Consider the following 12631-nt stretch of genomic DNA (forward strand, 5'->3'; position numbering starts at 1 on the left):
GCATCGCCGCGGCGGCCGGGAGGACGTCAGGGAGAACGCGAAGGGGCGCTCCGGGGATTCCCCGGAGCGCCCCTGTCGGGGTGAACCCCGATGTCAGACCGTGATCAGTGCCGTGAGCGGTGCCCCGCCGAGAGCGGGCTCCAGCCGGGCACGGCCCGGCAGGAAGCCGAGCTCCATGAGGACCGCGACGCCCGCGACCTCGGCACCCGCGCGGCGGATGAGCTCGATCGAGGCCTCGGCCGTGCCGCCGGTGGCGAGGACGTCGTCGATGACCATGACGCGGTCGCCCGCCACCAGGTCCTCGGCGTGCACCTCGATCTCGGCGGTGCCGTACTCCAGCTCGTACGCCTGGCGGAGCGTGGCCCCGGGGAGCTTGCCGGCCTTGCGGACCGGGATGAATCCCAGGCCCGCGCGGACGGCCACCGGGGCGGCCAGGATGAAGCCGCGCGCCTCCAGGCCGACGATCTTCGTCGCGCCGTGCGCGGAGCACAGCCCGGCGAGGGCGTCGGTGAGCGCCGTGAACGCCTCCGGGTCCGCGAGCAGCGGCGTGATGTCCTTGAACAGCACGCCCGGCTTCGGGTAGTCGGGGACGTCGCGGATGCGGCTGAGCAGGAGCCCGGTGACGTCCTGGGCCTCGGCGGTCATCCTCGGTGCTCCTGGGTGCGCCCGCGGCGGCCCGCCCGCGGCCCGACGACGGCCGCCTCGGCCACGTCGGACAGCTCGTCGGTGCCGTCGTACGACTCGCCCTTGGCGGCCGCGCTGGCCCGCTTGGCGAGGATGCGCTTCTTGAGGGCCCTGATCGCCGGCTCGCGCTCCTTGAGGTCGGCGACGAGCGGGGTGGCGATGAAGATCGACGAGTACGCACCGGCGGCGAGACCGACGAACAGCGACAGCGAGATGTCGTTGAGCATGCCGGCGCCGAGGACGCCGCCACCGATGAAGAGCAGGCCGGCGACCGGCAGCAGCGCGACGACGGTGGTGTTGATCGAACGGACCAGGGTGCCGTTGATCGAGCGGTTGGCCAGCTCGCTGTAGGTGAAGCGGGTCTGCTTCGTGATGTCCTTCGTCTGCTCCTTGAGGGAGTCGAAGACGACGACGGTGTCGTACAGCGAGTAGCCGAGGATCGTCAGCAGGCCGATGACCGTACCGACGGTGACCTCGAAGCCGACCAGCGAGTAGATGCCGACCGTGATCGTGAGGTCGTGGATGAGCGCGACGAGCGCCGCGATCGCCATTCTCCACTCGAAGGCGATGGCCAGATAGATCACCACGAGGATCATGAAGACCCCGAGGCCGGTCCAGGCCTTGTTGGCGATCTGCTCACCCCAGCTGGGGCCGACCAGCTCCGCCGCGATCTTGTCCTCGGGGACGTTCAGGTCCTTGGCGAGCTCCGCGCGGACCTGGTCGGACTTCTCGGTGTCGAGACCGCCGACCTGGATGCGCAGGGAGCCGTTGCCGAGCTGCTGGACGATCGCGTCGTGGCCGGAGGCCTCTTCCGCGTACTCCTGCGCCTGGCTGACGGAGACTTCCGACTTCGGGGTGGTGAAGACCGCGCCGCCCTGGAACTCGATGCCCATGTTGAGGCCGCGGACGGCCAGGGCGACGATGGCGGTGATGGTGATCAGGATGGACAGGCCATACCAGATCTTGCGGTTGCCGATGAAGTCGTAACCGACCTCACCGCGGTGGAGCCGGGCGCCGAGATCGCCGAGCTTCGACATCTCACGCCTCCTTCGGGTCGACAGGGCCAGCGGCAGAGGCATTGGCACGGCGGGTGCGGCGCAGCGGCGGCTTGGCGCCGAGTCGCTTCGGGTCCAGGCCGGACCAGGGGTGGCCGTCGCCGAAGAACTTGGTCCGCGCGAGGAGCGTCATGACCGGCTTGGTGAAGAGGAACACCACGACGACGTCGAGCAGGGTGGTCAGGCCGAGCGTGAACGCGAAGCCCTGGACCTTGCCGACGGTGACGAGGAAGAGCACGGCCGCGGCCAGGAACGACACGAAGTCGGAGACCAGGATGGTGCGGCGGGCACGCGGCCAGGCGCGCTCGACGGCCGGGCGGAGCGTGCGGCCCTCGCGGAGTTCGTCGCGGATGCGCTCGAAGTAGACGATGAACGAGTCCGCGGTGATACCGATGGCGACGATGGCACCACAGACGGCCGGCAGGTTCAGCGCGAAGCCGATGGCCGGGCCGAGCAGGGCCATGAGCACGTAGGTGAGCAGTGCCGAGACGCCGAGGCTGAGGATCGCGATCAGCGACAGGCCGCGGTAGTAGGCCACCAGGTAGATGATGACGAGACCGAGGCCGATGGCGCCGGCGATCAGACCGGCCTGCAGCTGGTCACCGCCGAGGGCGGCGGTGACGGTGTCGACGCTCTGGGTCTGGAAGGCGAGCGGCAGGGCGCCGTAGGACAGGATGTTGCCGAGGTCCTGGGCGGACTGCTGGTTGAAGCTGCCGGAGATCTGCGCGCTGGCGCTCAGCGTGGTCTGGACGCGGGGCGCGGAGACGACCTCGCCGTCCAGGACGATCGCGAACTGGTTCTGCGGCTCGGTCTGCTGCGAGAGCTTGCTGGTGATCGACTGGAACTTCTTCGAGCCGGCGCCCGTGAACTCCATGTCGACGATCCACTGACCGCTGCGCTGGTCGATCGCGGCCTTGGCGTTGTCGACGTCCTTGCCCTCGACCTCGGCCGGGCCGAGGAGGTACTTCTCCCACTGGCCGATCGCGTTCTTGCCACAGGCGACGGCCGGCTGGGCCGGCAGGACGCCCTGGCCGGCGGCGGTCCGCTGCTTGGGGTCGAGGCAGTTCAGCGTGGTGAACTTCTGCTCCAGCGCCGCGGTGGCGGGGTCCGGAGTCGGCTTCGCCTTGGGGGTCTCCGTGGCCTTGGGGGTCCCGGTGGGCGTGGGGGTCGGGGCCTTGAGGGCCTCGGTGACCGCGCGGCCCTGCGTGGAGGCGGTGGCCGTCGGGGTGGCCGACTTCTTGCCCGCCGTCGCGCCGGAGGCGGACGGCTTCGGCGGGGCCGAGGGGGAGCCGGAGGCGGTACCGGTCGGCGTCGGCTGCGGCGCGGCTGCCGCGACGGCGAGGACGGGCCGGAAGTAGAGCTGAGCGGTGGTACCGACCTGCTCCCGGGCCTGCTTCTCGTTCGTCCCGCGAGGAATGTTGACGATGATGTTCTCGCGGCCCTGCGTCTGGACCTCGGCCTCGGAGACACCGAGACCGTTGACACGCCGTTCGATGATGCTGACGGCGGTGTTCATGTTGGTCTCGTTGACCGCCGACTCCTGGCCCGGCTCAGCCTTGGCCTTGAGCGTGATCGACGTACCGCCGGCGAGGTCGATGCCCAGGCGCGGGGTGGTGTGCCCCGACCAGAACATCCCGCCGGTGAGCGCGACCATGGCGATCAGGATGAGTGCCAGGGCGCGGCCCGGCCGGCTCTGTCCCCCCGCCGGCCTTCGGCCCTTCTTCGGTGCTGCCACCTGTCGTATCTCCCTGTCCAACCGTCCCGCGCCGGGTGTGCGCACGACGGCCACGAAGTGTGTGTGGGGACCATCCCCCGCAGACCTGGAACCGTTCGGGGGACCGCGCGCGCCGGTGGGCGTGCGCGGTGTCCCCGGCCGCGACTACTTCGCGTCGGTCTCGCCGTCGGTCTTGCCGTCCTTCTGCCCCTCGGTGGCGGCCTCGGCCGCGTCCGACTTCTTGGTCAGGTCGGCCTTGGGCGCCGCGTCCTCGATGGTCTCCGTGGCCTCGGCCTCGGCGGCCTCGGTCAGCGAGGAGGCGTCGTCCGGGACGACGGTGTCGGTGTCCGACTCCTCCTCGTCGCCGTGGACGATCCGGTTGTACTCGGAGTCCTCCAGGACCGCACCGATCGAGTTCTTCGCGTAGACCGCGTGAACGCCCGGCGCGACCTCGAGGAGAACGGTCTCGTCGCCGATCTCCTTGACGGTGGCGTACATCCCCCCGATCGTGCGCACGCCGGTGCCGGGCTGCATCTCGTTGCGCATCTGCGCCGCCGCCTGCTGCTTCTTCTTGGCAGAGCGGGTCATCAGGAACATGGCCCCGATGAGGACGATGAAGGGGAGGAGGGTCACGATGCTCACGGGACGGGTTTCCTTCGCACGGTCGCGGAGAACCCGCGGCCTGATCTTCGGGGGTGGGCGCGCCGACCGGAAAGGGCGGCATCGGCGGAGTCTAGGCGAGTCCGCATCGATGGAACAACGTCCAGCATCGCACCCCGGTTCCTGTCCGGGCGAGTGTCGGCACCGTCACGCCCCGAAGAGCCCCTGTTGTCCCTTTCCCCCGCCGCCCGGGCCCGCTGCCTGCGGCGGAAGGAGTCCGAGGTGCGCCCATGCCGCCGGAGTGGCGACCCGGCCACGGGGTGTACGGGCCAGCAGGCCTTCGCGTACGAGGAAGGGTTCGGCGACCTCCTCGACGGTCTCGCGCTCCTCCCCGACGGCCACCGCGAGGGTGGAGAGGCCGACCGGACCGCCGCCGAAGAGCTTGAGCAGGGCCTCCAGGACGGCCCGGTCGAGGCGGTCGAGGCCGCGGCCGTCGACCTCGTACACGCTGAGGGCGGCCTCGGAGATCTCCCGGGTGATCACTCCGTCGGCCCTGACCTGCGCGTAGTCGCGGACGCGGCGGAGCAGCCGGTTGGCGATACGGGGGGTGCCGCGGGAGCGGCCGGCGATCTCGGCGGCTCCGGCGGCGTCGATCTCGACGTCGAGGAGTCCGGCGGAGCGGTGGATCACGCGCTGGAGTTCGGCGGGGTCGTAGAACTCCATGTGCCCGGTGAAGCCGAAGCGGTCGCGCAGCGGTGGCGGCAGGAGGCCGGCCCGGGTGGTGGCGCCGACCAGGGTGAAGGGCGGGAGGTCCAGCGGGATGGCGGTGGCGCCGGGGCCCTTGCCGACGATGACGTCGACGCGGAAGTCCTCCATCGCCATGTAGAGCATCTCCTCGGCGGGCCGGGACATGCGGTGGATCTCGTCGAGGAAGAGGATCTCGCCCTCCTGGAGGGAGGAGAGGATCGCGGCGAGGTCTCCGGCGTGCTGGATGGCGGGGCCCGAGGTGATGCGGATCGGGGCGTTCATCTCGGCCGCGATGATCATCGAGAGGGTGGTCTTGCCGAGGCCGGGGGCACCGGAGAGCAGGACGTGGTCGGCGGTGGCACCGCGCTGGCGGGCGGCCTTGAGGACCAGGTCGAGCTGCTGGCGGACCTTCTCCTGGCCGACGAACTCACTGAGGTCCTTGGGGCGCAGGGCCGCCTCGACGGCCTGGTCGTCCCCCTCGGCGGAGGCGCCGACGATGCGCGCCTCGGCGTCGGTGGCCTCGGCGGTGATGTCGTCGTCCCAGTTCACGGTGGATGCCTTCTCGTTCGTACGGCCTGGTCGGTGGGGGTGCCTCCCCCGGTCCCGCCAGGGTCAGGGGGCGGTCAGCGGGTCCGGTTGAGGGTCTGCAGGGCGGCCCGGAGCAGCTGCGGTACGGGGGCGGTACCGCCCTCGGCGATCGCGGCCTCGGCCTGCGGTGCGACGGCGCTGACCGCCTCCTCCGCCTCGCGGCTCGCGTACCCGAGGCCGATGAGCGCGGCGGACAGCTGCTCGGTCCAGGGCGCGGGGCCGGTGGCCGAGGCGCGCTGGGCGCCGACCAGGCCGCTGCTGCCGAGGGGGGCGCCGAGCTTGTCCTTCAGTTCGAGGAGGAGTTTCTGCGCGCCCTTCTTGCCGATGCCGGGGACGGCCATGAGGGCCTTCTCGTCGCCGGTGGAGACGGCGACGCGCAGGGCGTCGGGGCTGTGCACGCCGAGCATGGCCTGGGCGAGGCGGGGGCCGACGCCGCTGGCGGTCTGGAGGAGTTCGAAGACCTGCCGCTCGTCGTCGTCGGCGAAGCCGTACAGGGTGAGGGAGTCCTCACGGACGACGAGGGAGGTGGCGAGCCGGGCGTCCTCGCCGATCCGCAGGCCCGCGAGGGTCGCCGGGGTGCACTGGACGGCCATGCCCACGCCGCCGACCTCGATCACGGCCGTGGTGGGGGCGAGCGCGGCGACCGGGCCGCTGACGAAGGCGATCATCGGGTTCGGCCTTTCACTGCGGACGCCTGCCGGGCGACCGCCTGCTGGAGTCGGTTCTGGGCGACGGCCTGCTGGAGTCGGTTCTGGGCGGGGGCCCGCCAGATGTGGCAGATGGCGAGGGCGAGGGCGTCGGCGGCGTCGGCCGGCTTGGGCGGGGCGGGGAGCCGGAGGATACGGGTCACCATGGCCCCGACCTGGGCCTTGTCGGCGCGCCCGCTGCCGGTGACGGCGGCCTTGACCTCGCTGGGGGTGTGCAGGGCGACGGGGATGCCGCGGCGGGAGGCACAGAGCATGGCGACCGCGCTGGCCTGGGCCGTGCCCATCACCGTACGCACGTTGTGCTGGCTGAACACCCGCTCCACGGCGACGAGTTCGGGTGAGAAGCGGTCGAGCCACTCCTCCATGCCGCGCTCGATGCCGACCAGGCGCACGCCGATGTCGTCGTCCGCGGCCGTCCGGACCACACCCACGCCGAGCATGGTCAGGGGCCGTCCGGCGACGCCCTCGACGACGCCGATGCCGCACCGGGTCAGTCCGGGGTCCACCCCGAGAACGCGCACGTCGCCCCCCTTCCTTCGCTCATCTGTTTGTGCAGGCTATCGGCTGCCACCGACAACGCAGCGGGCCGACGGGGGTGTGTCCCCGTCGGCCCGCTGGTGAACGGCCGTGATCAGGCGTCGACCTGCTCCATGACCTCGTCGCTGACGTCGAAGTTGGCGAAGACGTTCTGCACGTCGTCGCTGTCCTCCAGCGCGTCGATCAGCTTGAAGATCTTGCGCGCGCCCTCTTCGTCGAGCTCGACCTGCATGGTCGGGACGAAGCTGGACTCGGCGGAGTCGTAGTCGATGCCGGCCTCCTGGAGGGCGGTACGGACCGCGACCAGGTCGGTGGCCTCGCTGATGATCTCGAAGGACTCACCGAGGTCGTTGACCTCCTCGGCGCCGGCCTCGAGCACCGACTCGAGGACGTCGTCCTCGGACAGCTCGCCCTTGGGGAGCACGATGACGCCCTTGCGGTTGAACAGGTACGAGACCGAGCCCGGGTCGGCCATGGAGCCGCCGTTCCGGGTCATGGCCACGCGCACGTCGGAGGCGGCGCGGTTGCGGTTGTCGGTGAGGCACTCGATGAGCACCGCGACACCGTTCGGGCCGTAGCCTTCGTACATGATCGTCTCGTAGTCGGCGCCGCCGGCCTCAAGACCCGAACCGCGCTTGAGCGCGGAGTCGATGTTCTTGTTGGGGACCGACTGCTTCTTCGCCTTCTGGACGGCGTCGAACAGCGTCGGATTGCCGTCCAGGTCGGCGCCGCCCGTACGGGCCGCGACCTCGATGTTCTTGATCAGCTTCGCGAAGAGCTTGCCGCGCTTGGCATCGATCACGGCCTTCTTGTGCTTCGTCGTAGCCCATTTAGAGTGGCCGGACATCTGCCTGTCTCCTTCGCGTAACCCATTACTGCACGAACCCGAGAGATCCTACCGGGATCGGATCAGCCCGCGGCGCGCACCATGTCGACGAACAGGGCGTGGATGCGGTGATCCCCGGTGAGCTCGGGGTGGAACGAGGTCGCGAGCGCCCGGCCCTGCCGTACGGCGACGACATGACCGCCGTGCTCGGCGAGGATCTCGACCTCGGCGCCGACGGACTCCACCCAGGGGGCCCGGATGAAGACGCCCTCGACGGGGCCGTCCTCGATGCCCGCGACGGTGACGCCGGCCTCGAAGGACTCGTTCTGCCGGCCGAAGGCGTTGCGGCGGACGATCATGTCGATGCCGCCGAAGGTCTCCTGGCCCGAGCGCGGGTCGAGGATCTTCTCGGCGAGCATGATGAGCCCGGCGCAGGTGCCGTAGACGGGCAGGCCCGCGGCGATGCGCTCGCGCAGCGGCTCCATCAGGCCGAACAGCTCGGCCAGCTTGGAGATGGTGGTGGATTCTCCACCGGGGATGACCAGGCCGTCGACCTCGGCCAGCTCCTCGGGGCGCCTCACCGGCCTGGCCACGGCGTCAGCCGCGGCCAGGGCGATCAGATGCTCCCGTACGTCGCCCTGGAGTGCCAGGACACCGATGACGGGGGTGCTCATGAGTGACTACCAGCCGCGGTTGGCGTAGCGCTCGGACTCGGGGAGGGTGTCGCAGTTGATGCCGACCATGGCCTCGCCCAGGTTGCGGGAGGCGTCCGCGATGATCTTCGGGTCGTCGTAGAAGGTGGTGGCCTTCACGATGGCGGCGGCGCGCTTGGCCGGGTCGCCCGACTTGAAGATGCCGGAGCCGACGAAGACGCCCTCGGCACCGAGCTGGCGCATCAGCGCGGCGTCAGCGGGGGTGGCGACACCACCGGCGGAGAACAGCACGACCGGCAGCTTGCCGAGCTCGGCGACCTCCTTGACCAGCTCGTAGGGGGCGCGCAGGTCCTTGGCGGCGGCGAACAGCTCGTTGTTGTCGAAGCCGCGCAGCCTGGCGATCTCGTTCTTGATCTGGCGCAGGTGGCGGACGGCCTCGACGACGTTGCCGGTGCCGGCCTCGCCCTTGGAGCGGATCATGGCCGCGCCCTCGGCGATGCGGCGCAGGGCCTCGCCCAGGTTGGTGGCGCCACAGACGAAGGGGGTCGTGAAGGCCCACTTGTCGGAGTGGTTGACCTCGTCGGCCGGGGTGAGGACCTCGGACTCGTCGATGTAGTCGACGCCGAGGGACTGCAGGACCTGGGCCTCGACGAAGTGGCCGATGCGGGACTTGGCCATGACCGGGATGGACACCGCGCCGATGATCTCTTCGATCATGTTCGGGTCGGACATGCGGGCCACGCCGCCGTCCTTGCGGATGTCCGCGGGGACCCGCTCCAGGGCCATGACGGCCACGGCGCCGGCGTCCTCGGCGATCTTCGCCTGCTCGGCGTTGACCACGTCCATGATCACGCCACCCTTGAGCTGCTCGGCCATGCCGCGCTTCACACGGGCGGTGCCGGTCTCGGGGGACTGGGGGGAGGGGGAAGGCGTGGTGGACACAAGTACCTCACTCGTGACAACAGCGAATTGACGACAACAGTGAGGAAACAGTCCACCTGCGGTCCACAGCAAGGGCCAATGTGGACCTGGTGGATCGTTTTCGCAGGTTACGGGGTGTCAGGCCGGGCGATCGGCAAGGGCCACCGGCGGCTCGTCGTCCATTTCGAAGGCCAGCGGGAAGGGCGCGTGGCCCGCGAGCCGGAACCAGCGGACCTTCCGGTGGCGGCGCAGGGCGCGGGCGGCCCGTACGGAGTCGTTGTGGAACCGGCGGGCCATCGGCACCCGCCGGGCGGCCTGCGCGAGCTCTTCCGCGGCCTCCTCGCCGCCGGCCGCCTCCCGTACGAGCTCCACCTGCTCGGGCTCGCCGAACACGACCCGCAGGGCCTGGCTCAGCTCGCTCTCGGCGACCTCCCGCTGCTCCTCCTCGGCCTGCCGGGCGGCGTGCGCGGCCTCGTACAGGACGATCGAGGCGGCCGGGTCGAGCACACCGGAGGTGGCCAGCTCCTGGGTGACCGAGGCCCGGCGCAGCAGTTGCGCGTCCAGGGCCGCGCGGGCGGCGTCGATACGGGAGTGCAGCCGGTCGAGCCGTCCGGCGGTCCAGCTGAGATAGACGCCGATGAGAATCAGCGCGACGACGGTCCAGATCAGGGTTTCGGTCACGGGCGCACAGGCTACCGGGGCGACGGCGCCCCTTCCCAAACGTCACGGTCATGGGCGAACGGGACACGCGCGCGTACCGCACGGGACATCCAGGGGCGGGCTCCACGCGCGCGTGGAGCCCGCCCCCATGCGGCTGCCGCTGCGGCTACAGCCCCAACCGCGCCCGCAGCCCCACGCGTTCGTCCGTGTCCACCGCCGCCGCCCCGTCCGTCACCGTCTCGTAGACCGCGAGGATGTCCGCGCCCACCGTCGTCCAGTCGAAGCGGCGCACATGGGCCGAGCCCCGGGCGCTCAGTTCCGCGCGGCGCTCCCCGTCGCCGAGGAGCCGGATCGCGGCTTCCGCCAGCGCGTCCGCGTCCTCGTTGGCGAAGAGCTCGCCCGCCGCCCCCTGGTCCAGGACCTGGGCGAAGGCGTCCAGGTCGGAGGCGAGGACCGGCGCTCCGGCCGACAGCGCCTCCACGAGGATGATGCCGAAGCTCTCGCCGCCGGTGTTGGGCGCCACGTACACGTCGACGCTGCGCAGCAGCCGCGCCTTGTCCTCGTCGCTGACCATGCCGAGGAACTCCACCCGGGAGCGCGTCTCGCGCGGCAGCGAGGCCACCGCCTCCTCCTCGTCCCCGCGCCCGGCGACCAGGAGCCGCGCCCCGGGCCGCGCGGCGAGGATCTTCGGGAGGGCCCGCATGAGGACCGGCAGGCCCTTCCGCGGCTCGTCGATCCGGCCGATGAAGCCGAGGGTCTCGCCCTGCCACTCCTTCTTCGGCTCGGCGCGCGCGAAGAAGTCCACGTCGACGCCGTTGGGGATGACGACGGCGTCACCGCCGAGGTGCTCGACGAGCGTGCGCCGCGCGTACTCGCTGACCGCGATCCGCGCGCTGATCTTCTCCAGCGCGGGCTGGAGGATCGGGTACGCGGCGATCATGGCGCGCGAGCGCGGGTTCGAGGTGTGGAAGGTGGCGACGATCGGCCCCTGCGCCGCCCAGCAGGTCAGCAGCCCGAGGGAGGGCGAGGTCGGCTCGTGGATGTGGACGACGTCGAAGGTGCCGTCGTGCAGCCAGCGGCGTACCCGCGCGGCCGAGAGGAAGCCGAAGCTGAGCCGGGCCACCGAGCCGTTGTACGACACGGCCACGGCCCGGCCGGCCGAGACCACGTACGGCGGCAGCGCGGTCTCGTCGTCGGCGGGGGCGAGGACGGAGACCTGGTGGCCGAGCCGGATCAGATGCTCGGCGAGGTCGCGGATGTGGAACTGGACGCCACCCGGCACGTCCCAGGCGTACGGGCAGACGATCCCGATCTTCACGCGCCGCGCTCCCCGTCCAGCGCGGCACCGGTGGCCGGTTCCGGGCGTGCTTCCAGGTCCGAGAGCCACAGTCGTTGCAGCATGTGCCAGTCCTCCGGGTGGTCCGCGATGCCGCCGGCGAAGGCATCGGCCAGCGCCTGTGTCATGACGGACGTCTTCTCGGCCCGTGTACCTGACTCGGGCACGTCGACGGGGGCGTGGATCCGCCCCCTCATGACCGGGGTGTCGTCGTACCAGAGCGTCACCGGCAGCAGCAGCGCGCCGGTCTGCTGGGCGAGGATCGCCGGGCCCGCGGGCATGCGCGCGGTGTCCCCGAAGAAGGAGACCTCGACGCCGGAGGCCGACAGGTCGCGGTCGGCGACCAGGCAGACGAGCCCGCCGGCCCGCAGGCGCCGCGCCAGGGTGCCGAAGGCGGAGCCCCCGGTGTGCGGGAGGACCTCCATACCGAGGGACTCGCGGTAGGCGACGAACCGGTCGTACAGCGTCTCCGGCTTGAGCCGCTCCGCGACCGTGGTGAACGGCACGCCGAGGGAGCGGGTCACCCACACCCCGGCCAGGTCCCAGTTCGCCAGGTGCGGCAGGGCGAGGACGACCCCGCGGCCGGCGGCGAGCCCTTCCTGCAGGTGGTGGACGTCCTTGATGTCTATCCCGCGCTCGACCCGTTCCCTGCTCCAGGTCGGCAGCCGGAAGGACTCCATCCAGTACCGCATGTACGAACGCATGCCGGCCTTCGACAGCTCCGCGAGCCGCTCGGGCGTGGCGTCCGGCACCACGCGCGCGAGGTTGGATTCCAGCCGCAGGACGCTTTTCCCGCGTCGCTTCCACGCCAGGTCCGCGATCCGCCGGCCGAGGCCCGCGGCCACCGGCTCGGGCAGCTTCTTGACGGTCGCCCAGCCGGCGCCGTACAGCCCGTCGCTCAGCTTGTCCTTCAACGCGCTCACGTGGTGGCCCCGCCCCCCTGGGCCGCGGCGGCGTCCGCCTCGGCCGATTCCCGCCGTACGGTCACGACCCGCTGCCCCAGGGTCACGGCGCTGCCGACGGCCACGATCCACAGCGCGATCGGAAGCAGCACCTCGATCCCGGGCACGCCGAACTTGTGCAGCCCGGCGAGGCCGGCGGCGACCAGCGAGATCACCAGGCGCTCGGCGCGTTCGATCAGGCCGTTGACGGCGACGGGCAGGCCGATCGATTCGCCTCGCGCCTTGGTGTACGACACGACCTGGCCGCTCGCCAGGCAGAAGATCGCCACGGCGCACAGCACGTTGTCGTCGCCCTTGCCCGCGTACCAGAGGGCGAAGCCGCCGAAGATGGCGCCGTCGGCGACCCGGTCGAGCGTGGAGTCGAGGAAGGCCCCCCAGCGGCTGGAGATGCCGGCCTGCCGGGCCATGTTGCCGTCGACGAGGTCGGAGAAGACGAAGAGGGTGATGACGATGGTGCCCCAGAAGAATTCTCCGCGGGGGAAGAAGACCAGCGCGCCGGCCATCACCCCCGCCGTGCCGATGAGCGTGACCGCGTCGGGGCTGACGCCCCGGCGGAGCAGAAACGCTGCGAACGGTGTGAGGACACGCGTGAAGAATGCACGCGCGTACTTGTTCAGCATGGCCTTCCCGAGGTTCGGTGG

At 71.1% G+C, this 12631-nt stretch carries 14 protein-coding genes; all 14 read right to left on the reverse strand.

Translation table 11 applies throughout. From position 1 onward, the window contains the following. Positions 1 to 93 precede the first annotated feature (93 nt). Positions 94 to 645 carry an adenine phosphoribosyltransferase gene (locus V4Y03_RS05045; RefSeq protein ID WP_317874524.1) on the reverse strand — a complete coding sequence of 184 codons (552 nt, stop codon included), beginning with the start codon at positions 643 to 645 and terminating at the stop codon, positions 94 to 96. Continuing rightward, positions 642 to 1721: a protein translocase subunit SecF gene (secF, locus tag V4Y03_RS05050; protein WP_317874523.1), complete on the reverse strand. Its 1080-nt coding sequence runs from the start codon at positions 1719 to 1721 to the stop codon at positions 642 to 644. Before secF ends, V4Y03_RS05045 begins: the two co-directional genes overlap by 4 nt. Before the next feature lies 1 nt (position 1722). Continuing rightward, the gene (gene secD / locus V4Y03_RS05055) at positions 1723 to 3474 is read right to left on the reverse strand and encodes a protein translocase subunit SecD (RefSeq protein ID WP_332434150.1); all 1752 of its coding nucleotides are present in this window, start codon (positions 3472 to 3474) and stop codon (positions 1723 to 1725) included. 144 nt (positions 3475 to 3618) lie between these two features. Further along, positions 3619 to 4095, reverse strand: a complete 477-nt coding sequence (gene yajC, locus V4Y03_RS05060; RefSeq protein WP_332434151.1) for a preprotein translocase subunit YajC — start codon at positions 4093 to 4095, stop codon at positions 3619 to 3621. 165 nt (positions 4096 to 4260) lie between these two features. After that, positions 4261 to 5349, reverse strand: a complete 1089-nt coding sequence (gene ruvB / locus V4Y03_RS05065) for a Holliday junction branch migration DNA helicase RuvB (RefSeq protein WP_332434152.1) — start codon at positions 5347 to 5349, stop codon at positions 4261 to 4263. A 74-nt stretch (positions 5350 to 5423) separates the two neighbouring features. After that, positions 5424 to 6056 carry a Holliday junction branch migration protein RuvA gene (ruvA, locus tag V4Y03_RS05070; RefSeq protein WP_332434153.1) on the reverse strand — a complete coding sequence of 211 codons (633 nt, stop codon included), beginning with the start codon at positions 6054 to 6056 and terminating at the stop codon, positions 5424 to 5426. Continuing rightward, on the reverse strand, positions 6053 to 6616 hold the full coding sequence (ruvC, locus tag V4Y03_RS05075; protein WP_332434154.1) for a crossover junction endodeoxyribonuclease RuvC: 564 nt from the start codon (positions 6614 to 6616) through the stop codon (positions 6053 to 6055). The genes ruvA and ruvC overlap by 4 nt, the downstream gene beginning before the upstream one ends. Before the next feature lie 110 nt (positions 6617 to 6726). Continuing rightward, positions 6727 to 7479 (reverse strand): YebC/PmpR family DNA-binding transcriptional regulator, encoded by a 753-nt coding sequence (locus tag V4Y03_RS05080; protein ID WP_317874517.1) that lies wholly within the window; start codon positions 7477 to 7479, stop codon positions 6727 to 6729. A gap of 62 nt (positions 7480 to 7541) precedes the next feature. Next, complete coding sequence (gene pdxT, locus V4Y03_RS05085; RefSeq protein WP_317874516.1) at positions 7542 to 8132, reverse strand: pyridoxal 5'-phosphate synthase glutaminase subunit PdxT; 591 nt, start codon at positions 8130 to 8132, stop codon at positions 7542 to 7544. Positions 8133 to 8138: 6 nt separating this feature from the next. After that, on the reverse strand, positions 8139 to 9053 hold the full coding sequence (pdxS, locus tag V4Y03_RS05090; RefSeq protein ID WP_317874515.1) for a pyridoxal 5'-phosphate synthase lyase subunit PdxS: 915 nt from the start codon (positions 9051 to 9053) through the stop codon (positions 8139 to 8141). Between the two features lie 117 nt (positions 9054 to 9170). Next, the gene (locus V4Y03_RS05095; RefSeq protein ID WP_317874514.1) at positions 9171 to 9713 is read right to left on the reverse strand and encodes a hypothetical protein; all 543 of its coding nucleotides are present in this window, start codon (positions 9711 to 9713) and stop codon (positions 9171 to 9173) included. A 145-nt stretch (positions 9714 to 9858) separates the two neighbouring features. Continuing rightward, on the reverse strand, positions 9859 to 11010 hold the full coding sequence (locus V4Y03_RS05100; RefSeq protein ID WP_332434155.1) for a glycosyltransferase family 4 protein: 1152 nt from the start codon (positions 11008 to 11010) through the stop codon (positions 9859 to 9861). Then, the gene (locus V4Y03_RS05105; RefSeq protein ID WP_332434156.1) at positions 11007 to 11951 is read right to left on the reverse strand and encodes a phosphatidylinositol mannoside acyltransferase; all 945 of its coding nucleotides are present in this window, start codon (positions 11949 to 11951) and stop codon (positions 11007 to 11009) included. Before V4Y03_RS05105 ends, V4Y03_RS05100 begins: the two co-directional genes overlap by 4 nt. Further along, entirely contained in the window at positions 11948 to 12610 is a 663-nt protein-coding gene (gene pgsA, locus V4Y03_RS05110) for a phosphatidylinositol phosphate synthase (RefSeq protein WP_317874511.1), read from the reverse strand. Before pgsA ends, V4Y03_RS05105 begins: the two co-directional genes overlap by 4 nt. Positions 12611 to 12631: the final 21 nt, after the last annotated feature.

The organism is Streptomyces sp. P9-A4 (assembly GCF_036634195.1).
In the GTDB taxonomy this organism is placed as follows: domain Bacteria; phylum Actinomycetota; class Actinomycetes; order Streptomycetales; family Streptomycetaceae; genus Streptomyces.

Coding starts and splice junctions, on each gene's coding strand:
- V4Y03_RS05045 (WP_317874524.1), bottom strand. CDS start 645: ATGACCGCCGAGGCCCAGGACGTCACCGGGCTCCTGCTCAGCCGCATC.
- secF (WP_317874523.1), bottom strand. CDS start 1,721: ATGTCGAAGCTCGGCGATCTCGGCGCCCGGCTCCACCGCGGTGAGGTC.
- ruvA (WP_332434153.1), bottom strand. CDS start 6,056: ATGATCGCCTTCGTCAGCGGCCCGGTCGCCGCGCTCGCCCCCACCACG.
- V4Y03_RS05080 (WP_317874517.1), bottom strand. CDS start 7,479: ATGTCCGGCCACTCTAAATGGGCTACGACGAAGCACAAGAAGGCCGTG.
- pdxT (WP_317874516.1), bottom strand. CDS start 8,132: ATGAGCACCCCCGTCATCGGTGTCCTGGCACTCCAGGGCGACGTACGG.
- pgsA (WP_317874511.1), bottom strand. CDS start 12,610: ATGCTGAACAAGTACGCGCGTGCATTCTTCACGCGTGTCCTCACACCG.